This is a genomic window from Alicyclobacillus fastidiosus (assembly GCF_026651875.1).
GTDB classification, from domain to species: domain Bacteria; phylum Bacillota; class Bacilli; order Alicyclobacillales; family Alicyclobacillaceae; genus Alicyclobacillus; species Alicyclobacillus fastidiosus.
Map to the genome: position 1 here is coordinate 4,058,785 of NZ_CP104067.1, position 24,930 is coordinate 4,083,714.

General features: G+C 47.6%; 20 protein-coding genes and 2 pseudogenes. 8 read left to right on the forward strand and 14 right to left on the reverse strand.

From position 1 onward, the window contains the following. Positions 1-70 precede the first annotated feature (70 nt). The 4 genes from NZD89_RS20055 to NZD89_RS20070 all read right to left on the reverse strand — a co-directional run bounded on the left by NZD89_RS20055 (position 71) and on the right by NZD89_RS20070 (position 4,845). Positions 71-1,552, reverse strand: coding sequence for an aldehyde dehydrogenase family protein (locus tag NZD89_RS20055; protein ID WP_268004493.1), 1,482 nt, complete (start codon positions 1,550-1,552; stop codon positions 71-73). Further along, a complete protein-coding gene (gene speB / locus NZD89_RS20060) occupies positions 1,545-2,531 on the reverse strand; it encodes an agmatinase (RefSeq protein ID WP_268004494.1) in 987 nt (328 codons plus the stop codon). Before speB ends, NZD89_RS20055 begins: the two co-directional genes overlap by 8 nt. Positions 2,532-2,896: 365 nt before the next feature. Then, positions 2,897-3,397: a GNAT family N-acetyltransferase gene (locus NZD89_RS20065; RefSeq protein ID WP_268004495.1), complete on the reverse strand. Its 501-nt coding sequence runs from the start codon at positions 3,395-3,397 to the stop codon at positions 2,897-2,899. A gap of 644 nt (positions 3,398-4,041) precedes the next feature. Beyond that, complete coding sequence (locus NZD89_RS20070; protein ID WP_268004496.1) at positions 4,042-4,845, reverse strand: mechanosensitive ion channel family protein; 804 nt, start codon at positions 4,843-4,845, stop codon at positions 4,042-4,044. 306 nt (positions 4,846-5,151) lie between these two features. Between NZD89_RS20070 and NZD89_RS20075 the strand changes: the two genes are divergently transcribed. Beyond that, positions 5,152-5,499, forward strand: a complete 348-nt coding sequence (locus NZD89_RS20075) for an ArsR/SmtB family transcription factor (RefSeq protein ID WP_268004497.1) — start codon at positions 5,152-5,154, stop codon at positions 5,497-5,499. Positions 5,500-5,598: 99 nt separating this feature from the next. Further along, complete coding sequence (locus tag NZD89_RS20080; protein ID WP_268004498.1) at positions 5,599-6,612, forward strand: LLM class flavin-dependent oxidoreductase; 1,014 nt, start codon at positions 5,599-5,601, stop codon at positions 6,610-6,612. A 906-nt stretch (positions 6,613-7,518) separates the two neighbouring features. Here NZD89_RS20080 and NZD89_RS20085 read toward each other — a convergent pair. The 5 genes from NZD89_RS20085 to NZD89_RS20105 form a co-directional block, all read right to left on the reverse strand. After that, on the reverse strand, positions 7,519-7,953 hold the full coding sequence (locus NZD89_RS20085) for a hypothetical protein (RefSeq protein ID WP_268004499.1): 435 nt from the start codon (positions 7,951-7,953) through the stop codon (positions 7,519-7,521). A gap of 23 nt (positions 7,954-7,976) precedes the next feature. Next, the gene (locus tag NZD89_RS20090; protein WP_268004500.1) at positions 7,977-8,417 is read right to left on the reverse strand and encodes a hypothetical protein; all 441 of its coding nucleotides are present in this window, start codon (positions 8,415-8,417) and stop codon (positions 7,977-7,979) included. 526 nt (positions 8,418-8,943) lie between these two features. Further along, positions 8,944-10,326, reverse strand: a complete 1,383-nt coding sequence (gene ulaA, locus NZD89_RS20095) for a PTS ascorbate transporter subunit IIC (protein WP_268004501.1) — start codon at positions 10,324-10,326, stop codon at positions 8,944-8,946. Between the two features lie 22 nt (positions 10,327-10,348). Beyond that, positions 10,349-10,618 (reverse strand): PTS sugar transporter subunit IIB, encoded by a 270-nt coding sequence (locus NZD89_RS20100; protein ID WP_268004502.1) that lies wholly within the window; start codon positions 10,616-10,618, stop codon positions 10,349-10,351. Between the two features lie 37 nt (positions 10,619-10,655). Then, positions 10,656-12,815 carry a BglG family transcription antiterminator gene (locus tag NZD89_RS20105; RefSeq protein WP_268004503.1) on the reverse strand — a complete coding sequence of 720 codons (2,160 nt, stop codon included), beginning with the start codon at positions 12,813-12,815 and terminating at the stop codon, positions 10,656-10,658. A gap of 778 nt (positions 12,816-13,593) precedes the next feature. Here NZD89_RS20105 and NZD89_RS20110 point away from each other — a divergent pair. The 3 genes and pseudogenes from NZD89_RS20110 to NZD89_RS20120 form a co-directional block, all read left to right on the forward strand. Then, positions 13,594-13,825, forward strand: a pseudogene (locus tag NZD89_RS20110) (hypothetical protein); the annotation flags it as partial. Beyond that, positions 13,791-14,012, forward strand: a complete 222-nt coding sequence (locus NZD89_RS20115) for an NUDIX hydrolase (RefSeq protein WP_268004504.1) — start codon at positions 13,791-13,793, stop codon at positions 14,010-14,012. The pseudogene NZD89_RS20110 and the gene NZD89_RS20115, both read left to right, overlap by 35 nt. A gap of 136 nt (positions 14,013-14,148) precedes the next feature. After that, positions 14,149-15,492 (forward strand): IS1380 family transposase, encoded by a 1,344-nt coding sequence (locus tag NZD89_RS20120; protein ID WP_268003751.1) that lies wholly within the window; start codon positions 14,149-14,151, stop codon positions 15,490-15,492. Positions 15,493-16,027: 535 nt separating this feature from the next. Here the strand turns inward: NZD89_RS20120 and NZD89_RS20125 are convergent. Continuing rightward, entirely contained in the window at positions 16,028-17,779 is a 1,752-nt protein-coding gene (locus tag NZD89_RS20125; protein ID WP_268004505.1) for a phospho-sugar mutase, read from the reverse strand. 417 nt (positions 17,780-18,196) lie between these two features. Between NZD89_RS20125 and NZD89_RS20130 the strand changes: the two are divergent. The 3 genes and pseudogenes from NZD89_RS20130 to NZD89_RS20140 all read left to right on the forward strand — a co-directional run bounded on the left by NZD89_RS20130 (position 18,197) and on the right by NZD89_RS20140 (position 20,603). Further along, positions 18,197-18,738 (forward strand): annotated as a pseudogene (locus tag NZD89_RS20130) (GNAT family N-acetyltransferase). A gap of 182 nt (positions 18,739-18,920) precedes the next feature. Then, a complete protein-coding gene (locus tag NZD89_RS20135) occupies positions 18,921-20,003 on the forward strand; it encodes a hypothetical protein (RefSeq protein ID WP_268004506.1) in 1,083 nt (360 codons plus the stop codon). 147 nt (positions 20,004-20,150) lie between these two features. Next, on the forward strand, positions 20,151-20,603 hold the full coding sequence (locus NZD89_RS20140; protein WP_268004507.1) for a GNAT family N-acetyltransferase: 453 nt from the start codon (positions 20,151-20,153) through the stop codon (positions 20,601-20,603). A gap of 225 nt (positions 20,604-20,828) precedes the next feature. On the opposite strand, the gene NZD89_RS20145 is transcribed toward NZD89_RS20140, so the two are convergent. The 4 genes from NZD89_RS20145 to NZD89_RS20160 form a co-directional block, all read right to left on the reverse strand. Continuing rightward, entirely contained in the window at positions 20,829-22,010 is a 1,182-nt protein-coding gene (locus NZD89_RS20145) for an N-acetylglucosamine-6-phosphate deacetylase (protein WP_268004508.1), read from the reverse strand. Then, on the reverse strand, positions 22,000-22,770 hold the full coding sequence (locus NZD89_RS20150) for a glucosamine-6-phosphate deaminase (protein WP_326492865.1): 771 nt from the start codon (positions 22,768-22,770) through the stop codon (positions 22,000-22,002). The genes NZD89_RS20145 and NZD89_RS20150 overlap by 11 nt, the downstream gene beginning before the upstream one ends. 81 nt (positions 22,771-22,851) lie before the next feature. After that, the gene (locus tag NZD89_RS20155) at positions 22,852-24,009 is read right to left on the reverse strand and encodes an ROK family transcriptional regulator (protein WP_268004509.1); all 1,158 of its coding nucleotides are present in this window, start codon (positions 24,007-24,009) and stop codon (positions 22,852-22,854) included. A 35-nt stretch (positions 24,010-24,044) separates the two neighbouring features. After that, a complete protein-coding gene (locus NZD89_RS20160; RefSeq protein ID WP_268004510.1) occupies positions 24,045-24,917 on the reverse strand; it encodes a sugar phosphate isomerase/epimerase family protein in 873 nt (290 codons plus the stop codon). Between the last annotated feature and the right edge of the window lie 13 nt (positions 24,918-24,930).

The following is a 24,930-nucleotide window of genomic DNA, read 5'->3' on the forward strand; positions in this document are numbered from 1 at the left end:
CGTTTTATGAATAATCAAGTATTTAGCGCTTACCGACATCCCTGTCTGGTCCATTCGCGAGTAAACACGCTTACTCGCGAACTGTCGGTCGGCGTTCCACAAACCATTCAACTTTCGATGGAGATGGAAGAATGTTGATGTGCTTGGGTTCCATATAGCCGGTTAATCCTTCCGGCCCCAATTCCCGACCAATCCCGCTCTGTTTGAACCCGCCCCACGGTGCTTCGACATGTGGGGTATGATAGCCATTCAGCCACACAGTCCCTGCCCGCAATAATCTCGCCACTCTTTCAGCGCGAATGAGGTCGTTCGTGATGACGCCAGCCGCCAAGCCATATTTCGTATCGTTGGCCAGCCTTACGGCGTCCGCTTCCTTAGCAAATGGCTGCACGGTAATCACCGGACCAAACACTTCCTCCTGAACGATCTCCATGTCCTGGTGAACGTCCACGAAGACCGTTGGTTCGAGGAACAATGGACCTAACTCTGCGGCTATCGTGCCGCCACACAATAATGTCGCACCTGCTACTTGTGCGTCCCGAATACAGTCGTTTATCTTCTCCAGGTGTGTGGCGCTCACAATGGGACCGAGCTCCGTTTCTGGATCGAATGGGTCACCCAGCTTCAGCCCGCTCGCTCGGTGCTTCAACTTCTCAATAAACTCATGGTATATCGCCTCGTGAACCAAAATTCGAGAGGATGCTACGCAAACCTGTCCCTGGTTGAAAAAAGCGCCGAACAACGCGATATCCACCGAGACGTCCACGTCGACGTCATCAAACACGAGCAGTGGTGATTTTCCACCCAATTCCAGAGAAACTCGCTTGAGTCCCTCGGCGCAAGAGGTGTAAATGTGTTTTCCCGTCTTCGAACCGCCTGTAAATGAAATCTTGTCCACGTCCGGATGCCTGATCATGGCTTCCCCGACCACCGGACCGTCACCGAGCACAATGTTGAACACCCCATCTGGAATTCCGCTTTCTTGTGCAAGAACGCCCAGCTTCAGCAAGGTCAACGGTGTAATCTCTGCCGGCTTAAAGACGATGGTGTTCCCTGCAGCCAAGGCCGGAGCCAACTTCCAAACACCAAGTAAAAGCGGGAAGTTCCAGGGAACAATCAGCCCGCACACCCCTATGGGCTCGTATACTACCCGACTTTTAGAACCATCCCACATTTCTTTCTGCCAAGGCTGTTTCGACTCAATTAGGTCGGCATAGTAGCGAAAGCAAGACACGGAGTCCGCAACATCCAATTCCGACTCCCGAAGTGGTTTGCCTGTGTTTCTAGTCTCCAAACAAGCAAACTCGTCTCTGGACATTTCCAGTAGATCTGCGATTTTGCGAAGAACTTGAACGCGGAGCTTTATGTCCGTAGCCCAATTTGTTTCATTGAACGCAGTCCTGGCGGCCATGACCGCGTCGTGAACCTGAGTTGCATCCGCCTCACGAATATGGGCAATCACTTCGCCCGTCGCGGGATTCATAAGGGAGCGGACTGAAGCCGCACCATCGATCCATTTTCCATCGATAAATAGTTTGAGATATTCAGCCAATGTGAATCTCCTTTAGCTGTTCATGTTTTTTGTTTGCTTCACGCTTTTTCAAAGCCAACAAGGTGATGAATTCGTAGATCACATTTGCGGCGGCGGCGGCGGTAATTTGTCCATGATCGTAGGATGGAAGTACCTCAACCAGATCGAAACCAACAAACTGAATCTCAGTGAGTCCACGGACGAGCGCCAGTGCATCATCAATGCTCACACCAGAAACTTCTGGTGTACCTGTGCCGGGCGCATAGCTCGGATCGAGGAAATCGATGTCAAACGTAAGGAAAGCTGGACCCTCGCCAACTCGTTGATGAATCAAATCCAATGTCTCACTTACGCCCATGCGCTTGAACTGGTTTGTTGAATAGACTGCAAAGCCGAGTTCTCTGGCGTCCTCCAAATCTTCAGGTGAATAGAGAGCTCCACGCATCCCTACTTGAATCGATCGTGAAACATCCAGCAATCCTTCCTCAAGCGCTCGACGGAACGGAGTGCCATGGTTATACTTTTGGCCAAAGTAGCTGTCCCAAGTGTCCGAGTGTGCATCAAAGTGCACCAACGCAACTGGACCGTATTTCTGTGCAACCGCACGAAGTTCACCGAGTGTAATGGAATGATCGCCTCCTAGACAAATCGGTACAATCCCACGATCCAATACAGGGCCCAAGGTCTCGACAATCTTGTCGTAGGTAAGTTGGATGTACCCAGGAATGACAGCGACATCTCCGTAGTCGACACCGGAGACATAGTCGAACACATTAATGTCTTGTTCAACGTTGTACGGACGGAGAAGAATCGAGAAGTCTCGAATGGCTTCTGGTCCAAGTCGCTGCCCTGTGCGAAAGGATGCACCTGAGTCAAACGGAATACCAGCGATTACAAAATCCATATCATCATCCAGATGCTCTACGTACGGAAGTCGAGCGAACGTACGTGGTCCGCAAAAACGTGGGGATTGAAACGAATCCTTCGGTTGATAACGCATGCAATGTGCCCCCTGCATTCAAAGTCTGCCGTACCTACAATTCAGTTAAGCAATTATCATGCCAAAAGCAGAAGTACGTAATGGAATGCACATTTTGGTGGACCACCGCTTGAACTTCACAACACTGCGTGCGCGTGTACTGTATATCTTCCTGTAGAGAACACGGTGAAACGCTATACATTTTTGAATAACCGACGTTAAAACATCACAACCGTTGTGCTATACAGAATCGAATAGCTATTCGATTCTGTATAGCTGTACATTGTTAACCGAAAGTAGATCGTTACGGAACCTCCTCCCTTTGTGTGTAAAGTGACAAGCCTCCCCGTACACTCGATAAAAATCTTTCAAAAACCTAGGTAGAGTTAGGACAGAATTTTCGCCATATAATATTCATCCACATAGTTACCATCCACGAGCAACGTGTCTTTCGCTGTTCCCTCGATAGTAAAGCCCATTTTTTTATAAAGAGACACTCCTGCGATGTTGTGTGTCATCACAGTTAACTCCAAACGATGCACACCTACTTGCCTCGCCCATTTCTCCATTTCGGTGAATAATGCTGTCCCTACCCCTCTACCTGCAAATTGTTGCAGAATACCAATGACAAGATAAACATTGTGTCTATTCCTCCGGAATTCACCACCATATGCACCTAAGTACCCCACGAGCTTGTCTTCGTGCTCAGCAACAAAAACCATGCTATTGGCAGCACCCAACAAAGACTGAATGTAATTCCTCTGCTCTTTCAAATTGGTAGTGCGTTCGTTCGGCTCCAACATCATAAACTTTGTTTCCTGGTCGAGTTTCTTACACAGGTCGATATAATTTGCTGCGTCACGCTTCGTGATATGTCGTACACGCATCGAAGTTGTACCTCACTTCATCAAATGATGACATTGAATGTTTGTCGCTACCTGCCCCAAATGGAAACAGAAGTCTGGACTACTCCATGTATGTCCATTCTTAAATGAACTCCACGACCTCCTGTGACTTATGCTCGATGGTGAACAAAGTTTCCTTTCCGGCTTGATTGGGGCATAGCTTCAACATCTGCGACGTAATGATAGGCAATTCAGAGAACGATGCGCACTCGATTATCCAGTTCTGGCGGGACATCATGCCACTGATACTTTTGTAACAAATCCGATAAGTAGTGTATACGATCGCAGGAAGGGATCGCAGCCAGGCTGAAAAGTGTTGAGTATCTTCCACATCAACAACCTTCGCTCAATACAGCGTACAGAATTCTCCCGCACGTTCATACGATAAGCGGGCCAATGTCTTCTGTCGCGTACGCCACGAACGATACCTGTCACCCCCTGTATTATCGTCGGGTGACAGCTTCGACCCCGATGCAAGGGCCGATTGGGTTTAACGTGTATAAAGTATCTGATCGTCGCGTGCTTCACAGACACTGGGCGCTCACAAATTACATAAATGGAGTTCGCCGATTCATACATCTTTACACAAGACATCCTGTTGGCCCGCTGCCGCAGCTATACAGCAGCTATGCTTGATATTTAGCCAAGGTTTCACGGATTATGCTCGGGCTTTCAGTTGCCGGTAATTGTATTTCAACAGTATAAGCATCTTTAGAGAACTCCCTGATTTTAATCTTTGCTTTTCCGTTCGTTAACTGAGATAACTCATCACCAACTACCTTTTCAGAAACAGAATAGGGGATGGGTACCGTGAACACGTGAGCGGCTGGCTTCTCGGTGGCATTGATGGTTACAGCTGAAACAATCACTGAGGAATTCGGAAGCACTCGCTTTTGATCCCCGTCGATCAAAATGGTGTAATACCAATTGACATCGTGTACTGTCCCGCCATATTCAATGCCACTAAACAACGATGTGCGCAAAGTGATGTATTGCCCTACGGAAAATGGCCGCAAAGTTAACAAGATAAGCCCAGCAAACAAGTTGGATAACGTAGACTGTGCGCCAATACCTACGATAACACCTGTTACCGCACCGCCAACCAATAAACTACTGAGCCTAATTTGTAGAAGGTTCAATGCCACTAGAACGATAAATACAAAGCCAATCGCACTCAAAAGACGGCTCAGAAGTCGGGCCGTTCGAGTATCTATATGCTTCCTTAAGGTCTTACTAAGAATAAAATGGTTTAAGTTCCTCACCAAAGCAAATCCAATTAAGCACCAAACAATTACTAGGCCCCATTCAACGAGTCGGTTGTATTGCGCCGGGACATAGTGTTCGATAGCAGTATCATGAGCCAAGTTGAATGTAATCGACAATAAAATTAGAATCACTGCAACTAAACCAATGCGACGCCATGGGCTCATTAAGCAAGCTCCCCTTTAGGTATAAAGTACATACACTGTGATGTAGTTTCAGCCCTTAACCTCACGTAGTATGGTTTATCATGTTCTGTTATAACGGGCAACAATTAACGGAAGAAGCGGCCTCGCCCTTCTGCACATAGATAATACCTGATTCTCTACATTTTCCCCAATCGAACACGCCTCGTAACACAACCCCGTGGTGTTTATTTGACGTTTGCGAATCAAACAGTTAATATCATTACATCGGAATATCTCGATATCACGATTTCTTCTTGATAAAATTTATATCTATTCGTCCAGGAGGTGATGGTGTTGAGCCCAGAATTAGATGCGATGAATGATAAAGATGCAGAAGAAATATTCAAAGCACTTTCTAACCAGACACGAGTCAGTATTCTTCGACTGCTAAAGCACCCAGCTGACCATTTTTCCACACAGGCACACGTCATGAAAGAAAACGGATTTGAAGGCGGCGTCTGTGTGAGCGATATTCGCAAAAACATAGGAGTTTCGCAGTCGACCGCCTCCCAATATCTTTCCATTCTAGAGCAAAGTGGTTTATTGGAAATGAAGAGAATTGGGCAGTGGACTTACTATCGTCGTAATGAAGTGACGATTAAACAATTCGAGCACTATATTCGCTTAAAGCTATAGTTTTTTATACCAATAAATCTGTAGATCATTTCGACGTCAACGCCTAGCCGTAAGTTTAAAGCGTACTTTAACTATCTCGGATGAAAGAAGACGAAAAATATGCGTGACAGCAAAAAGCAACTTGGTAATATACCGTTTTCCGTGCTGGATCTATCTCCGATTGTCGTTGGCGGCACTCCCTCTGATTCTTTTCGAAATACCGTGGATTTAGCTCGCCATGCTGAGAAGTGGGGTTATAACCGATACTGGCTAGCAGAACATCATAATATGCCATTCATCGCGAGCTCCGCCACATCCGTCGTTATGGGTCATGTGGCGGCGAATACCTCCACAATTCGGGTCGGGTCAGGAGGAATTATGTTGCCTAACCATGCCCCTTTGGTGATAGCTGAACAGTTCGGAACCCTCGAATCTCTGTATCCTGGCCGGATTGACCTTGGCCTTGGCCGAGCACCTGGTACGGATATGCGAACTGCCCGTGCGCTGCGACGCGATCTCCGGAACGGTGAGGATTTTCCAGAGCAACTATCCGAACTACGGTCTTATTTAAATCCGTCTCCAGTGTCAAATAACCAACCTGTACGTGCAATACCAGGCGAGAATCTAAATATCCCCGTCTGGTTATTGGGCTCAAGTGAATTTAGCGCACATTTGGCGGGTAAATTGGGTCTACCTTTTGCTTTTGCAAGCCACTTCTCACCTAACTACACAATACCGGCTCTTGAAATATACCGTAATTCCTTCCAACCATCGGATGCTCTTGATGAGCCATATGTAATGGTCGGGCTAAACGTCATTGCTGCGGATACAGATCATGAAGCGCGTAGACTTGCGACTACATTGCAGCAGCAATTTCTAAACTTGGCTCGAAACGTACAAGTGCCGTTACAACCGCCGGTCGACAATATGGATGATCTCTGGAATCCGTACGAACGACAAGCCGTGGAGCAACAGTTAGGCGCCACTATCGCCGGTAGTCCTAATACCGTGGCAGAAAAACTCCAGACATTTTTACACCAAACTCAGGCTGATGAGATTATGGTAATTGCACAAGTCTTTGATCATGAGGCCCGTCTACGCTCATATGAAATACTTGCGGAAATTGCTAAATAAGGGGAAAGAACGCCGTATCATAAAACGTGTACAACCATATGCTTAGAACCCGAACGCGGCATAGCACATGCCGCGTTTTTTCACGACTCCCAATGACCACTTACACTCCCTGGGGCAAACACAGTCCTGCATGAGCTACATCAGGATAGGCATCTGTCCGTACCGGCTAGCTGGAAATCTGACTATGATCTGACACGTCGTGGGAACGGCGATAAGCGGGTCCGCAGCCACTTGTCGTTCCCACCCCGTCCCCAGTCGCGAGATCATCTCATGTATGAAATGCCTCAGATCTGTCATGTATCTCCATTCTTTCACTGTATCAGAGGGATCACGTACTCCGGTACTGTCGGGTCTCTTTTTATCATTGTTCTAGCGTTTCATAATGCCTCGTTTCGGTCTCTGGCTCAAACCATCTTCGTCTTCTCAAAAATATTATTCCGTCGCGATCGAGTTCCCCAGCTACTGAGAGCCGTGAGCGCCGTAGGATACTTACCCACTCCTAATGGTTCAGCCCCTAAACATAAAGTCCCCTCGCAATACACGCCTTGGATAGAAGGCGTGTATTGCGAGGGATTGGGCAAAGGTATTAGGCAGTTCGATTATAGGCACCATCCCATTTGATTCTCAATGATGCGTGTACGCTACATATAACCAATTCCGTATGCCTCGTCGTACTTCCTAGGTCGTCGGTGAAGGAATAACAATTGATTGCAAACGCAGAAAAGGACGGCTACGCCGCCCCCATCTGCTAAGCTTCGCCCGAAGGCTACAACGACACACTTGCAGACCACACACCCCGTTTGAGTTCGTTCGTCCTGATGTAATGACTCGCCCGCTGCTGTCCACGACAATCACTTGAGTACCTGTTAATTCTTGATGTCTACAGCAAGGCAATCATCAAGCCACTTATCGAGTGGCGATTCCAACCACTACGGCAATTCCGATAAGTACCACCCACGAGGATACATTCATCAAAGTGATTGGTGTTGTTAACGACTTACCCGCGGAAGTTGACTTAATTCGTTCTGACAAACGGTTACTTTGAAATGTAATGGCCCAAATGGAAAAAACGCACGTCCCTCCGCCGATTGCCGCTGTTAGATAAATTGGCAGTGTGTATGTTTTGGTCAGGCTGTACAATATCAGCCCACTGATCAACATGAGTAAGGCTCCTGAATTCCCAATGATGGTGAGCCTAGTTTGGAGTCTGTTAAGCATCTGTATCATTTCGGTATTTGAACCACTTTTACGAATATAAATCAGACAAATCATCATCGCAATAAATGAGCCGACCCAGACAGAGAAACCTAGCAAATGAATAAACAATGCCGTATGCTTCAAACGAACACCCCTTACAAACTAAATTACACTCGGTAACTAACGACCCCAAGGACTACCACTATCCCGATCATTACAAACCAGGAAGAAAAATAGATTAATCCAATTTGGCTATTCAAGAGGTCATCGAATAAATTCGATTTAATGCGCCCTGATAAAATATTGCTTTGAAGTGAAATCGCGATCAGAGAGAAAATGCATAACGCACCGCCAATACCCGCCATAAGGTCGACCCAAATTGCGTGTGTGTGGCTCATACTGAATAAGGCGAATCCGCTTGTCAACATGGCCAAGGCTCCCAAGTTTCCAATTAAAGTGAATTTGCCCTGAGCCTTATTAAGCATTTGCTTGATATCGCGACTTATCCGCTCACTGCGCAGACCAGTCACGCAAATTGCCATTGCTATAAGAGACCCTCCCCATACTGAGAGACCTAATAAATGAAAAAATAACGCTATGTGTTTCAAAAAAACCCTCCTTTTAATAAACATCGTTGGGTAAAGAATCATACATCAAACGTTACTTGCACCACCGTCTGTCATCAATAATATTTGTCCAGAACATGTGTATCTTTCTCGAAAGTTTGATTGACGACTCGGATATGCGTTAGGCTCATTAAACATCGCTATATGTGTTGGAATATTCGTTGAAATGGGGTCTATCCTTCATCATTAGACAACAAAACCGCGCCCACGGATGATCCATATCGGCGGGCGCGGTCCATCATGCGGCAGACTGTGCGGTTTCAGGATGACAATATATGTAACATAACTCACCACGCGCGTCGTGAGACAGCAGCCCAGAGGTGTGGACATAGTGTATTGCGTTCCAGTGAGATAGCCGATTTTTATCGACCGTGATGACTGGCGGTGATTGATTATGTGGGGAAGATAACGCCTTTTCAAGAATCGATTGGCGGCGAGGATATGTTATCGATGGCATGGACGGAAGTAGAAGGGGCGACCACCCAGCCGCCCGCTCATCCCCCATCACTCATGCACCCACAGACTGATCCACAGTTCCTCGTGCCCCTCTTTTACTACGCACTGTAACGAAGCTCGCAAAAGCGACAAGAACTGCGCAAAACAAGATAGTTAAAACAAACGTCCCCGCGTACCCGGTCTTCGCGATGCCGCCTGTGACAATACCAATCCAGCAGAAGTCGCTATCTCCGAATGTCGTATTGGCGAGACCAAGCGAACCGAGAAACGCCAAGAGGAGGGCGGGTAGCACAGTAATTAAAAGTCCATTGACAAACGAACCTATCATCGCACCCCGTCGCCCGCCTGTGGCATTGCCAAATACGCCGGCCGTTCCACCGTCAAAGAAGTGTGGAACCATGCCGGGGATGATGAGCGCAAGGCCGAGTGGTCCCATGAGGAACATGCCCACAATGCCTCCGACAAGGCTCGAGATAAATCCGACGAGTACAGCAGTCGGAGCAAACGTAAACGTAGTGGGGCAATCGAGAGCTGGTAATGCATTAGGAACGATTTTTAGGGCAATGCCCTGGAAGGCCGGAACAAGTTCCGAAAGAATCATGCGTACGCCCATGAGAACAATCGCAATGCCTCCACCAAATGTCAGCGCCTGGGTCAGTGAATACATAATATAGTTGCTGCCTTGCGTGTACTCGGTAATCGACTTTGCCCCGGCAATAACGGCAAGGAGAATATAAATAATGATCATCGTCAGGGTGGTCATCACCAATGAATCACGAAGAAAGCCAACTTTCGGTGAGACCTTGATTTCTTCGGTGGTTCGGCTATTTTTTCCGACGGCTTTGCCTATCGCAGCAGACGTAATGTAGCCAAGTGAGTTGAAGTGTCCGAGTGCAAATTCCGCACCGCCAGTGACCCTTTTCATGAACGGATGAACAAATGCAGGCATCACGGTCGCAACCGTACCCAGCACAATGCCTCCGAGAACCGTCTCACTCGCGCCGTGGATACCGGCGCTGCCCAATACCACTGCGAGGACTGTGGCCATAAAAAACAAATGATGTCCCGTTAAGAAGATAAACTTCGCAGGCGTAATGCGCGCCAAAATCAAGTTGACTACAAAGCCAAGGCCCATGATAATCGCGGTCTCGGCACCAAATGACTTCTGCGCCAGGGCAACTATCGCTTCATTTGTCGGTATGACGCCATGTAGGTGAAGTCCTGACTGGACCATGTTGCCAAGCGGGGAAAGCGCTCCTGAGATAATGCCCGCGCCTCCCGTTAAAATCAAGAAGCCGACAATCACCTTGAGTGTTCCAGTCACCACATCGTTCACTGATTTTCTCAGCGCCAAAAGACCAATGAGCGCCATAATCCCCACCAGCAACTGAGGCTGGCTTAAAATTTCGTTGACGATAAAATGTAAAACGCCCATCTGATGCCACGCCTCCTCACTATCACTTTGGCAGAACGGTCAACAGTTTTTCTTTCATCTCTCGTTTGTCGACATAGTTTTTGATCTCAATGATCGGCACACCCTTATCCTCCAGCAATTTTGAGAACTCAGATGACGTGACAATCACGTCTGCAGTTTCGGATTTTGCCATGCCGATGTCCGAAGTTGCCACCGATGCGTTGACGCCTAATTCTTTGAGCACAGCTTCAATCGTCATCCGAAGTACCATGCTGCTGCCAAATCCCATTCCACACACTGCAAGAATCTTCATAAGTTCCACGTCCCTTTCATTCTTTAATCGGTAGGTCTCAGGAGAGCACTTTCACAATCACGTCCAGTACATCTTGGACCTGCTTTGCATTTCGAATCGCAAGCATGGACCCCTCGTCTGCTAACAGGCGCATTAAGTCGGCCAGGGCTTCGATGTGGCGGTGCTGATCGATCGCGCCAAAAGCTATCGCCACGTCCACCGGATCATTGTCCTTATGGCCAAAGCGAACGCCTTCACTCAAGGTTACCAAGCTCATGCAGACACGGCTGACTCCATCCTCCGGTCGCGCGTGCAAAATGGCCACGCCTGGAACAATGACCATGTACGGGCCGTTGGCATTGAGTGAACACTTCATCGCGTCGATGTACTTCGGCTCAACCGCCCCTGAGCGAACCAGGAGACCCCCGACGATATCCACGACTTCCTCACGGCTATTCGCATGGCACTGCACCTGGACACTTTCTTCGGTAAGCAAATCGTACATTCTGTACACCTTCTTTCTGTCTGTCGGAAAGTCCGCCGCCGCTGTCGTCACTAGGCTTACGTCCCGACGAACAGTGAGGTAAGGGTTCAAGCGAGAGAGCATCCGGTGGAGTTCTTCGTCTACCACGTCAGGTTTTGCAAAAACAAAGTGCTGTTCCAGCACTTTTTTTAATGGCGCTTTTGCCAACTGCACCGCAGGTACCGTTTCACCACTGCTGTCTAAGGTGGCCATCCAGTGGTTGATTCTCTCCCTATCCGCCGAAGGCAGCAGTGGATTCACGACGATATGCGGAAGTGGTACTGCGCCAAGTGGAACTGTCGAAACGATGATGTCCGCCTCGTCTGATCGCACATGATGAACGCTTGTGGCATCTGCCACCCTGGCAACACGCAGATTTACGAAACTGGACTCGATGCGCGACTGAAGAATTTTGCCCGTACCTATGCCACCAGCACACGCAACAAGGACTCGGAACTGGGTGCCAGTAGGAGCCGGCTGCACCCGCCGCCGCTCTAACGCTGCACCGAGGTGTAGCGCAATGAAGCCGATTTCGGCAGCGCTGGGGGATCGACCGACAACACTCTCCAGACATTGACCTGCTACGACGGCAGCGTAATAAGCGAGTGCGTGATCAGATTGAATGACATCCAACAGCTCGTTCTGAACAGCAATCCCATTCATAAGCCGATACACCATCGGTTTCACGTGGAGGACCAGTCCGTGAAACAGGTCGTTATCCGTACTAAGCACGACACCAAGCGTTTCGTCGACGGCAACGAGCATCCGCGAAACGATGTCCACGACAAATGCGTCCGGTGCTTCCGCCTCCATATCCGCCACGGGTACCGTATTGCTATAGGCACCGAGTAAAAAGAGTGCGATGAAAGCAATCTCCTCATCCGGAAACGAAACGTGAGTGATTCCGTGTAGCTTTTGTGCGATATTTGCTGCAACGCCGAATTCCCTCGTGTCCTGCAATTGCTTCAAATTTGCCTTCGAGAACAAAACCGTCTTCTGATGTCGAATCCGCTTCACTTGCATTGCCAAGTAGAGAGGCAAATCCGGCCAAGGCAATTGCGTCGTTAGCGTGTCTTTGTAAGTCGCTAAGGCGGTGATGACCTGTTCGATGTCGCGCGTGTCAATGATCGCTTCGAATATAAAGCCATCCATCCGCTCGTGAAAGAATTGAACCAAATGTTCTGGTTGCGTGCTGGTCAACAAATCGTGACTTCGTTGTCTAACTGTTGACATCAACGTGTAGCAGGCATGTCGGACTTGAAGTTCTGCTCCTTCCACTTTGGCGCCAAAATGCGGCTTTCGGATAAGTTGAATACCGAGATTGCTCAGCCAAGACTCCGCCTTATCCATATCTGCATAAACGGTGCGTGGACTGGCTCCAAGTAAATCTTGCACTTGCTTCACGACCACCGGCTGATCTGCTGTGAGTAGCACGGCGAGCAACCGGTGTAACCGGTGAGTCGGGTCAGACTCCTCGGGACGTAGTCTAGCTAGTTCCGTTAAAAGACCAGTCTTTTGTCCTTCATCGCCGTCCAACCAAATACCGATACGGGAATGAATCAAGTCCAGCGAATAGCCCTTGCATAAACCCGAGATCTCTTCTAAGTCGTACCGAATACTGCGCTGTGTCAGACCGTACTTCCCAGCCAAGTCATTTGTCGTGATGGGGTCCCGAGCAATTAGTAAGTCTCTCAAGATTTCCACTACACGAGGCTTTAAAGCAGGAAAAGTTGTCTCTTTGATTTCCATCCCCCCCATCGAGCAACGATATGCGGAAATGAGTTGCAGTATTTCGCGGTACTTTGAAACCCCTTACACATCTGATGTTATGCTTGAAGTCGAATTCAATCAACGGCGAGAAGTTGTAACGGATTTCCGGTGTGGTGCGGAAAGGTGGATTCAAAAGATGAATGATTTCATTTGGAAAATAGACGAGCATGGAGTCTGGAGAACGCCACATAGTCTAATCTAACTCGAGTCAGCGATTAAGTTCGAGTATCACGACCGACTGCCGTGAAAGACACAAGTCAATATGATTAACATTGCCAGTAGATACGATTACCCCGACGGCTCAATCCGGTAAAAAATTGAGCAAGTGGTCCTGGGTATTGGACTATGTTCCCTATGTGGGATCAGTTATAGACGATCCATCGCGGAATATCCTCGTTATCAAACTGACGGTATATACCTAACGATACATTTTTACCTTCATCAACCAACGACTCAACAAACCACCACGAAACGGACACTCGCGACACCAGATGTATCAATATGACTCCAACAGTACGACCTGGCGATCTCGGAAAACCGATGAATCAAGACACCCTGCCCCATTGCAAAGAGCGCTTCGTACCAAACTACCCTGCATCAAGTTTCAAGACCTTTGTCATACACATGGTTCTTTAATGATGGCTCTCGGAGCGATATGAAGGCATTGCAACAAGAATGGGGCATTCCACACCAACAATTTTGTCGACGTGAACGGGTGATACGCATCTTCCCAAACCGAACATCGCCATCCGCCATGCGTCTACTGGGTGCATTGTTGATGAAAATGGAAAAGAAGTGGACGGACCAGTTACCGTTATCTGACGATGGACAATTACTGGGCCTTGCAGGAAGGAAGCCTCAGACCCAAGTTGCCAGGCAACCAATCAGACAGTCGACCCAATGACGCATGTAGTCGACCATATTTTCCTCTGTGATGTATTGGATGAACACAAAATTGGAACAGGTACTGCTCCTGATGAGGATTACATCGGAATAGAATGGATCCCCGTAAAAGAACTCTGTAAGCATAGATTTTTCCCTGCGGCATTAATTCCCCCTATTATCGAGGTAGCTGAAGGTGGTGCAGTATGCCATGGCGTTTATACAGGAGATATCAACTAAGTATGTGCAGCCTTGTTCTAAGTATAACCTGAATCCGTGACGTGGATTTTCAAGAGGACGACAAAAATCGCGTGAAATCAAGTAAAATGGCGCTATCAGATGGACGAATCTACCTCACCTACTTGGTGGTGCCTTCATGCGTTTTGTGATCGAAGAGTCAGATGAAATATTGACATCCCATTCTGGACTTGCTCTGGTTGGACTGCTCCTTGGCAAGACTCAACTATCCGCACGTCTCAATGCCCTCCCTGTCCCAGGGCGCGCGTATACGGAAATTTCGAATCAAGATGTTGCCTACGCCTACCTGGGCCTCTTGTGTCAGGGGAAGAGCGACTTTGACCACATTGAGCCGTTGCGTCAGGACGAGTTCTTCCCTGAAGCGCTGACCATTTCCAATGTACCGTCGAGTCCAACACTACGCCAACGCCTGGATCTCGTAGCACCCGAAGAAAAATGTGACTGGCAATCGGTTATCCTCGAAGAATCAGCTGACCTATTGAGCAAGGTGGGCGTGTACCTTGCACCCATTGTACTGGGGGATGGGCATCGTGAATATCTACCGCTTGACATTGATGTATCCCCATTTGACAACTCAGGAACCAAGAAGGAGGGCGTGTCTCGTACCTATAAAGGGTGCGACGGATACGCGCCGATTTTCGCTTACTTAGGACAGGAAGGATACGCCGTTCACGTAGAGTTCCGAACGGGAAGTACACATTGTCAAAAGGGGACCGCCGCGTTTCTGGCTCAGAGTATCCGCTATGCTCAACGAATTTCGGACAAGCGCCTACTCGTACGCTTAGATGCGGGAAATGACAGCGTAGAAAACTTAGTCGTATGCAGGGCCGACGAAACCTCGGCCGACTTTATCGTGAAGAAGAACCTACGTAAGGAGAACCCGAATGCGTGGTTGCTGACGGCTGAGCAACACGGTACCTACACAGAGCCCCGTGCAGGGAAGAAGGTGTACAGAGGGTCCATCCTGTCTCCAATGAAGGGATTAGAAAAACCGGTCCGGATGGTGTTTGAAGTGATTGAACGCACGATCCAGAGCGACGGTCAAGCATTACTCATCCCGAGCATTGAGGTAAACGTCTACGTCACGAGCTTGCCAGAGGCTCCAGAGGTGATCATCGACCTGTATCATGCACATGGAACGATGGAGCAATTTCATAGCGAGATCAAGACAGATTTAGATTTGGAACGGTTGCCCTCGGGGAAGTTTGCAACGAACGACCTTGTCTTGCATTTTGGTGTACTGGCATATAACCTGTTGCGCATCATCGGACAGGAGAGCCTGAGAGAGCAGGATGCACCGATTCGGAAGAAAGCAGAGAGGCGACGCATACGCACCGTGATCCAGAATCTCATCACGCTTGCGGCGAAAATGACGAGACACGCGAGGCAGACACGGCTACGATTCGGACGAGGTAACCGGTGGTTGCCCGTGTTTAGGCGACTATACGAAGCATTTGGATGAAGAAGGGAAAGAGCGTCCGATGTATCCACATGTGAATGCATCCCTGAAACGAAGGGGTTATTCACCTGTGGACAAATTCACAGACTCCTCTCTTCTGCAAAAATGAACCACTCTGTTGACTGCTCGCCGACGCTTGGAGTCATGTTCAAAACTACCTTGACCAGTCTCTACAGACGTCACGGATTCAGGTATAAGCCTTATCGTTGCATGAACATGCAACGTTCACCAATATAGCGATATTCAACATCCGGGCATGTGCAATAGCAAGTCTACCAGATAAAATTCATGAAAATAGGGACGCGGGTTCGATTCGGCTATCCGTATCAGAACAAAACCACGACCCACGCGTCATTATCATTCACTAAACGACAGTAATGCCCGACAGTTGACTTGTCGCTTGTATGTAAGGCTGAACTTAAAACTTCACACAAACCGGATTAGGAATCTCAATGTTAGATTTACAATTGCCGCGAGTACGATGTTCAACAAAACAAATAAGAAGATGGTATCGGCCGGTCGCTCATCTTATTACTGTCTACTTCTCCGCCGCCGTCACGTGAGGTTCAATCGCGGCCTTGAGTCTCTGCAGTTTGGTTTGACAATCCGCTTCACTATCTCCACGGACAGATAGATAGATCTTGAGTTTGGGCTCCGTGCCTGACGGCCGAACCGCCATCCAGGAGCCATCATTGAACAGATACTTCAGCACGTCCGACTGTGGCAGTGTTAACCGCTCCACTTTTTCTTCCTTATTGGCCCCCGATTGTATGCAGACGCGCGTGCCTGCAGTGTAATCCTCGACCGCCTCCAGGACGAGTCCCTCTACCTCCGGCCGATGCTGACGCAGCTTCTCCATTACCCTATGTTGTTGTTCATGTGCGTTTCCGCCTTCAAACATCGTGCTAAACAGCTCATCCCGAAAATAACCATACCGCTCAAATAACTCCTTCAGGGCGTCCAGCAATGTCTTTCCCTGTGATGCCCACGCAGCAGTCATTTCGGCAATGGCTAGACAAGTTTGGACTGCGTCCTTATCCCGGACAATCGGGGACACTAAGTAACCATAACTCTCCTCGTATCCCAGTAAGAACGTATTTGCCCCAGTCTGCTCATCCTCCGTAATCCCACTGCCGATGTACTTGAATCCTGTTAGCACCTCGTGAACTGAGACCTGATGTGCCTCAGCAATGGCCTTGCCCAAGTCTGACGTAACGATAGTCTTGAAAATCACGCCATTGGTTGGCAAGCGGCCTACTGCCTTGCGCGTTCGGATGATGAAGTCCGCGAGCAGGGCACCAACCTGGTTCCCGGTGAGAAGTTGGTATCCGTTCTCCCCCCCCTGCACGGCAATGCCTACGCGATCCGAATCCGGATCTGTTCCCATCACGAGGCTTGCATGGACGGATTCTGCAAGGCGAATCCCTAGATCCAGCGCCTGGGGCTCCTCTGGATTTGGACTTTTTACCGTTGGGAAATCACCGTCTGGCATCTCCTGCTCAGTCACAACCTGTACATTGTCATACCCTGCCTCCCTGAGCGCTTCCCGAACTGGTATATTTCCCGCACCGTGCAGCGGCGTATAGACAATGTGGAGTGCCTTCCGCTGCTCGCTCGCGATGGATTCGAATTTCGACACCCTCACCACGGCTTGTAGATACGCCTTACGGACCTCGGGGTCCATCCATGCGAACAATCCACGCTCAACTGCCTCGTCGAGGTTCAGCGCCGGAATCTCGAAAATATCGTCATTTTCTGCGATGATATTCCGAATCTTCTCCGTATCTTCCGGAAGCAATTGATACCCATCCGGCCCATACGCCTTGTATCCGTTATACTCAGGAGGATTATGGCTTGCCGTAATCATCACACCGGCCGCTGCCCCGAGGTGCCGAATTGAAAACGATACTTCCGGGGTCGGGCACAAATATGGCATCACATGCACCGGAACACCCACGGCAGCCATGGCCCGTCCGGCTTCTTCCGCGAATGTTTTAGAACGATGGCGACAATCGTATCCGATGACCGCACCGCGCCGTGCGATATCTTGTCCTTGACGCAGGATGTACTCTGCGAGCGCCCACGACGTCCGGCGAATCGTGTAAATATTGAGCCGATTGAGGCCGGCACCCATGACTGCACGCAAACCGGCCGTTCCGAACTCAAGGTGCCGAGCAAACCTTTCTTCAATCTCTGCTTGATTTCCGCGAATCGATTCCAAATCCTTGCGAAGATCCTTCGGTAATTCCGGGTTCTTTACCCATTGTTCGTAAAGATCTATTGCATTCATTTAGCGCATCTCCTCCGTATTCAATAACGAGTTTCTTGCCTCTATCTTAGAGATTGATGTTACTCTCTGCCGCGTCATGTGCGGCGCTTTGACTGAGTAGGCTATTTCCGCTCATATTGGTGTGCGGTAGCGCCGTACATAACAGTCTTCGTAGTCACTCAAAGTGTTTGTCAATCGGCCAACCCTTATGTTGACGTAAGTAAAAACCGCGGACCAATTGATCCGTGTTATTGCTTAGTGGAGGCGGCCGCAACAGTATAACGCCTCAGCGCCTGACAACACAGAAAGACTCAAGCTTGCCAGGCCGCTGTTCGATTGACGATGCAACTGTATAGCATCCATTTCGAAGATGTTCAGAAGAGTTCAATATATGCTCTACTTGTTTTTCAAATTTGACTGTATTGGCGGGACAAAGAAATGATAATTGAACGTCAAGAATTTCTTGTACATGGACTGTCTTACACTATTAGATCTGCGGTCAAGAACGATGCGGAAAGAATTGTCCGAATTAAGGCTACAGATTGATGGAGAGACCGAAAACCTGGACAGAGAAAAAGGGGAAGGTTTCATCGATGTACCCGGATTTGATAATTTAATACATATGGACACGGTCAGTCCAAGAAACCTATTTTTGGTTGCGGTCAATAATCGTATCGTCGGGTTTTCAAGATGCGAAGGCACCGGTCTGAAGAGATTTTCCCACAAAACGGAATTTGGAGTGTGCGTACTAAAGGACTTTTGGGGATACCGAATCGGTAAAAATCTCCTGAAGGAGTCCATCTCTGGGCTGACTCTAACGGTATATCAAGAAGATCACGCTGAATGTATTAGAGACGAACACTAGAGCCATTGAGCTGTATAAAAGATTTGGCTTTGAAATAGGTATATTGAGAAACGACAAAATCCTTTCAGACGGTAAATACTACAACACCGTTGTTATGGGGAGGTTCAATGACTGACACCCACAGGAACCGTTATTTAACAAAGAGAGGGTTAATCGAAGTGGCGCGCGAAATGAAGTTCTGTATGAAAGTACAGCCGTTTCAGGGTATCCATTGTAGCGCTCTCGGGCAGTTTAATGCAATACGCTCCTTTAAAAACCAGCGTTTTTGATGACAGAAAAAGAATTGGAGGTGATTGAATGAATGCGTCTTCAGTCCTTGATGAATTTATACAGAAAACCGAGGCTCATCCCTTAGAAAACCACAACGACCTATTGTTTCATGCTCGTGACTTACTTGAAGCGGAATTGATTGTCGGTAACTACCCCATTAAAACAGTAAGACTTGCCTACAAGCTATATGGTTATTTAGGGGATAACGGACTAGCCGAGAGAATAAATGTGATGAGTAAATTTCTTCGCAGTGGACATGGAAGTCTTGACGATCAGTTCTGGGCAAAATGGGTAATAGTCGATAATCTCGCTTTGCTTAAGCGTTATACAGAAATGGTTAAGGAACACCAAGAATTCTTGATTTGGGCTAAGTCACATATGGAACCGGTGTACTGGATAAAAGTGATGTCTGATAGTACACAAGCGGAGGGATGGTTCGAACTTGGAATGACTGAGATGTGGTTTGAAATATACCACGATTCGATGTCGAAGGTCGTACCTGAAGTAGCAAATCGTTGCGACCGAATCTACTATATGGAGACAGCAATTGGCTTGCTAGTAGAGTACTTACATAAATATGAACCTGCGATTCCAGAGATCGAACGATATCGCGGCATTATTAACGAAGATCCATTGTGGACTGAGTATGATCGTTTTTCGATTCGTCTGAAATCGTACGAGTTGGGTCTGTACAGCAAACTAAACCAGTGGGATAAATATGACGAAATCATCGCGGAGGCTACCGCGATGATACAGGATCGTGCCCAGCGTTACGAGCGTGGAGAGTTTGCAAACATTGACGAAATATGTGATATGGCTCATGAAGTTGGATGCTGTCTAATGTGGGAAAAGCGCTATGATCAGGCATTGCCCTTGTTTGAATATGCAATCGCCAATCAGGGAGTTGGAGTAACCCATTACTTTTACGCGATGTGTGTATGGGCAACCGAAAAAAACAGATCAAAAACCATGCATCATTTACATATGGCTCAGAAGACCACAAAAGGAAACCAAGGGCTTCGTTCTAGATACAAACACATGTTTTTAGACACTCCGGAATTCGCAGATGTCCATGATGATGTAGAGTTTCTTTTGGTGTTCAGTGAATAAATGAGTAGCATTCTGTTGTTGTTGGGGGCATGAATCCAATAAGATCGACAGTATCGTACTGCATGAACATCCTCTAATAATGACACTGCCTTATTCAACGAAGGGGCAGCTTACTTCAAGATAGGTGCCCAGGTAGGAGGTGGCGTTGTGCGTCTTTCACTTAAGACGATGACCGACGTGGATTTGCCAGTCATCGAGACCTGGTTTGACGATAAGGATACAAAGAAGCGTATCAGTATAGATAATTTAAAGACGTGGTTTGACCACGTCCTGAATAATGAGCATTACTTTGTGTCATTGGCATGTTTAGATCGAACTTCCATCGGAATGGTCATGTTAGAAATATACGATAACCACTCTGCTGCCGTCGCATTTTTAATTGCAGCGCAATACAGGGGACGTGGGTATTCGAAGCAAATGCTACAGATGGCTTTAGATAAGATGGTCTCGGAAGACTTGATAGTTACGGCTAGTGTGGAAACTGACAATTATCGCAGTATACGTTGCTTAGAGTCGTCGGGTTTCAAGCGCGCGAGTTCTCAGCCAGATGAAGATAACCTCTTCCACTTCACATGGCGTCATCTTGATGGGTTAGGGTAGGCAACATGCCTCGAATACAAGGTCAATGTTATGTTTATTGCGCTATAGGGGGCGAATGTGCAATAAAGGCCCCCAATCAAATACCAATTAATATCCAAAACGCGGTATATATATGAACCGCGTTTTCTTCGCATTTCATACATCAGAGACATCCTTAGAGTAGAGATAATCCGCTTCCGCGATCCAATAAATGTATTATCGTATATTTTCGTTAAAATGTCGGCTCTACCCCTGGAGGTTCTCGTAGACCTGGGATCCGCCGTTAAACACACGGACGATCCTCGTCTGCTGACTCTCCCTCGAAAATATGACTAGATCCGCCGGTGCACCAAGGAAGAAACCTAGGGGCGTCACGAATTCCATGAATTTGGAGGGGCCAATGGAGCCCATCTCCCAAGCTTGTCGAAGGTCACACAAACCCGTTCGAACCAGATGGTCGATACCTTGAATAAGTGGCTGAACAGACCCAGCTAGTAAGTCTGGGTGCTGAGCAAGGTGAAGTTTGCCGTCGGGCGTCAATACCACCCGACCACCAATATGTGTATTGTACGAACCTGACTCCATGCCAGCGAGCCAAACCGAATCACTTATGAGCATTGCCTTGTCCTGTTTCACTTTCAGGATGACCTGCATCACAGAAAGAGGAAGATGAAATCCATCCGCAATAAAGGAAGTATACAAATCGTCATTCGCTAGCTGGTCCCAAATATAATTCGGATGTCGCGGTAAGAGCGGATGAGCACCATTTCCCAAGTGAGTAGACAAGCTTGCTCCCGCGTTAACTGCGTCAAAAATCTCTTTGGTTGTAGCAGCTGTATGACCGATCGCGACCTTGACACCACTCCGTGTGCATCGCCGGATAAAGTCTACCGCACCTTCCCATTCTGGTGATAAGGTAATCAATCTAATGAGCCCATTCGCCAACTCCTGCCATTTCTGAAACAGTTCCCAATCTGGGGCTTTTACGTACCGAACATCATGTGCACCACGCGGACCCTCTAAAGAGGAAATAAAGGGACCTTCTAAGTGAATTCCACGAATCGTTTGCCGAATATCGGGATATTGTTGAAGTGCTTCAGCCACTGAGGATATGGCGCTTTCGATGGCTTCATCACTGTTGGTCACAATGGTCGGGAAATAACCTGTGACGCCATGTGCCCATAAAGCTTTCGTCACTTCATAAACTTTGATAGGTTTATTCGGATAGGTATTGAAATCACAGCCATTGAACCCGTTCACTTGTAAATCTACCAAACCAGGCCCGATCCATAGGGAGGAGCTTACCGATTTAAGAGTTTGTACATTAACAATACGCCCATTCTGCACTGTGATACGAATCGGGCTTGCTGTACGATAATCCAGTCCTTCAATTGAAAAGTTATTAGAACCTTCACTTTTAAAATTCATGTCCGACGTCTCCACAAGAATCTAAGTCAAGATACAGGTTGCAATCGAGATGTGCTCTTAAAATGGATGCAGGGCACTCTGTTGACAGCGAACCAAACAATGCTCGTTCTACCGCATTACGTTTTGTACTCCCAGGCACCATACAAAATAAGTGGTGACCTGACATTAAAGTAGGAATTGTAAGGGTCAGAGCATGGAGGGGAACGGAATCAAGGTCTGGAAAACAGCCATCATGCACTTGCTGCATTCTGCAGTCGATGTCTAATTGAACCGCTTTCATAACGTGAGGGTCTGAGAAATTTGCTACACCGGGATCATTGAACGCAATGTGGCCATTCTCACCAATACCAAGACAAACGATGTCGATAGGTGCTCGGTCAATAAGATCACCATAGCGATGACATTCTTCGTTAGCGGACTGCATCGGATCAATTGTATAAATTTTTCCTGGGTTTACATATTTGAAGAGCCTTTCTATCAAAAATTGACTAAACCTTCTTGGGTCTTTGTCGGGAAGTCCTACATATTCATCCATGTGGAACGCTGTTACACGATTCCAGTCGATTCCTTTATGCCACGTCAATTCCTTCAGAAATTCATTCTGAGAAGGAGCCGCGGCAAACACCATACGTAGTTCTTCGTTTTGAGACAGAATCAACTTCATTTTTTCAGCAACTTCCTTTGCCGCCACGGCTCCCAAGGAAGCTCTGTCACGAAGAATTTTCACGTTTAATCGATCAAATTTCTTAATGACGCACATATCCATCACCTCACGGAATTTACTGTTACTGACATGCATCCAGGCATCAATAGGCCAGTTTAGCTGCCCATCGGGCAGGTTTTACGCATCACCAGACGTATTTTCGAAGCCTAAGATTACAGCAAGGGCAACTCCTATAGCTGATGAATGAACTGTGTTTACAAAAACAATCTGTGTATTTTTCAATGGATACTGAAGTGCCTTGGTACCGGCTGTTTTGATAGTTGCAGAACCGAACGTTGGTATGTTGCTATAAGGGCTATCCACGACGATAACCTGGGGATTTAGTAGATTGATAACCGTAGACAGTGCAACGCCTACATACGCTCCCACATCGTCCATCACAGCGTGAAATTCAGGATAGTCCGAAAGAGACGGAGGAATGATGATTCCATCAGCAGTAATGTCGATGTCCCGGTCAGGTATTCTTGCTTTGAGTTGTCGACGGACTGCTGGAATACTCACGAGTGCTTCAAGGCACCCATGTTGTCCGCAGATGCAACGTGGACCGTCCGTTGCAACGGGTAAGTGCCCCACTTCCCCAGCTGTCCAACTTGTTCCATGGTAAATCTCATTTCCAATGACAAACGCGCCGCCTACGCCTTCATCAACTCGAATATAAAACGTACTCGACGAGTTATCAGGTGTCACTTTGAATCGTGACAGAGATGCAGCCTTCACACGATTTAAAACCCTTACTGGAATTGGAGTAACGTGTTGCTGGATCACCTGCATGACAGGTATACCTTCCCACTCCAAGTGGGTCGAATAGTGAACCAACCCAGACGTCGGATCCACCAATCCTGGAACGGCTATTCCTATCCCAATCACTCTATCATATTTCCGAATCAGTCTCTGACATCTTTCTGCGAGTAAATTCAGGCATAGACTAGCCATTTTGGCATTGACCTCTACCGCCTCAGACTCCATTATGTTTCCGCTGTAATCGGTGACGACAATTTCACAGCATGTGTCCCGTATAAGTATCCCAATTACTTGGTATGCCTTTGCGATTAGAGACAATTCGATTCTAGGTCGGCCAACTTCACCCTGGTCGATTCCGCTCTCTGATACGACACCCTCCTTTAGTAATTTCTCAATGATGATGGAGACGGTATTCTTGCTGATCCCTAACGAATCCGCAATCGCCTGACGGGAGGTCGTCTTGTTTTGGCGTAGGAATGACATGATTCGTTTCTCGTTGTGTACTCGTAAGACAGCGGTGCCTTTCGTCGTCATCAACCTCCAAGAAGAAGTAACTGAATGTTACGTCTCTAGTGAGACTGCCATGATGTAATGTGTTTATCAATCCCTATGATGCCCTCTAGAGCCAACTCACTTCCATGTTTTCGTGTACCGTTGGAGGGTACATAATGTGTTTCAAGTGTAAACAGGCCAGAATATCCGTGTTCTTGCAAAGCAATCAAGTGTTCAACATATGGGACCAATCCACGGCCGATAGGAAGGCATTGAACATGCTGCTCCCTGTCGTGCCCCACATCTTTGAGATGAACATGGGAAATCAAATCTTTTACGAATTTATATCCTTCGGGGTACGCTTGTCGACCACCATACACCTCATTACCAGGATCCCATAACACACGCAGCGCCGGGGAATTTACGGTTCGTACAAGCATCGCAACTTCTTCTGCAAATCCACCATTGCAAGTCGGCTCGTTTTCCAGGAGTAAAACCACACCGTTTTCCTGCGCAATTTCCGCTGCGCACCTTAAATATTTTACGATTTCACTTGTATAGTCCTGTGGTCGCTCTTCCCGCCAAAATGAAAACACCCGTATATACTTGCAATTCATTTGTTTTGCGAGTCGAATAACACGCCGAAGTTTGTTAAAATGATTCGCTGTATCCTCATCATTGGATCCAAATGTATCCCCTCTTAAAACGGGACGTTCAGGATTCAATGAACACTTGAAAACCGGCGATGCAATACAACTCACCTGTAACCTCCGCTTCTGTAATAATGAGAGAACATATTCAATGTCTTCATCTGATAGGCATGTGATATTTTTGCGATTAATCGTCCGTAGTTCCACGTGCGTGAGGTGATGAGAATTCGCCCATTCCAGTGCTTCTTCAAAGTTATCTGACACTTCATCCGTAATGATTCCGAGTCTACTAAGAATCAAAGGTGAACACCTC

Bases quoted from the DNA above. Each gene is read 5' to 3' on its own strand.
- speB (WP_268004494.1), bottom strand. From the start codon at position 2,531: ATGCGTTATCAACCGAAGGATTCGTTTCAATCCCCACGTTTTTGCGGA.
- NZD89_RS20065 (WP_268004495.1), bottom strand. From the start codon at position 3,397: ATGCGTGTACGACATATCACGAAGCGTGACGCAGCAAATTATATCGAC.
- NZD89_RS20070 (WP_268004496.1), bottom strand. From the start codon at position 4,845: ATGAGCCCATGGCGTCGCATTGGTTTAGTTGCAGTGATTCTAATTTTA.
- NZD89_RS20075 (WP_268004497.1), top strand. From the start codon at position 5,152: ATGGTGTTGAGCCCAGAATTAGATGCGATGAATGATAAAGATGCAGAA.
- NZD89_RS20080 (WP_268004498.1), top strand. From the start codon at position 5,599: ATGCGTGACAGCAAAAAGCAACTTGGTAATATACCGTTTTCCGTGCTG.
- ulaA (WP_268004501.1), bottom strand. From the start codon at position 10,326: ATGGGCGTTTTACATTTTATCGTCAACGAAATTTTAAGCCAGCCTCAG.
- NZD89_RS20100 (WP_268004502.1), bottom strand. From the start codon at position 10,618: ATGAAGATTCTTGCAGTGTGTGGAATGGGATTTGGCAGCAGCATGGTA.
- NZD89_RS20115 (WP_268004504.1), top strand. From the start codon at position 13,791: ATGACGCATGTAGTCGACCATATTTTCCTCTGTGATGTATTGGATGAA.
- NZD89_RS20120 (WP_268003751.1), top strand. From the start codon at position 14,149: ATGCGTTTTGTGATCGAAGAGTCAGATGAAATATTGACATCCCATTCT.
- NZD89_RS20125 (WP_268004505.1), bottom strand. From the start codon at position 17,779: ATGAATGCAATAGATCTTTACGAACAATGGGTAAAGAACCCGGAATTA.
- NZD89_RS20135 (WP_268004506.1), top strand. From the start codon at position 18,921: ATGAATGCGTCTTCAGTCCTTGATGAATTTATACAGAAAACCGAGGCT.
- NZD89_RS20145 (WP_268004508.1), bottom strand. From the start codon at position 22,010: ATGAATTTTAAAAGTGAAGGTTCTAATAACTTTTCAATTGAAGGACTG.
- NZD89_RS20150 (WP_326492865.1), bottom strand. From the start codon at position 22,770: ATGTGCGTCATTAAGAAATTTGATCGATTAAACGTGAAAATTCTTCGT.
- NZD89_RS20155 (WP_268004509.1), bottom strand. From the start codon at position 24,009: ATGACGACGAAAGGCACCGCTGTCTTACGAGTACACAACGAGAAACGA.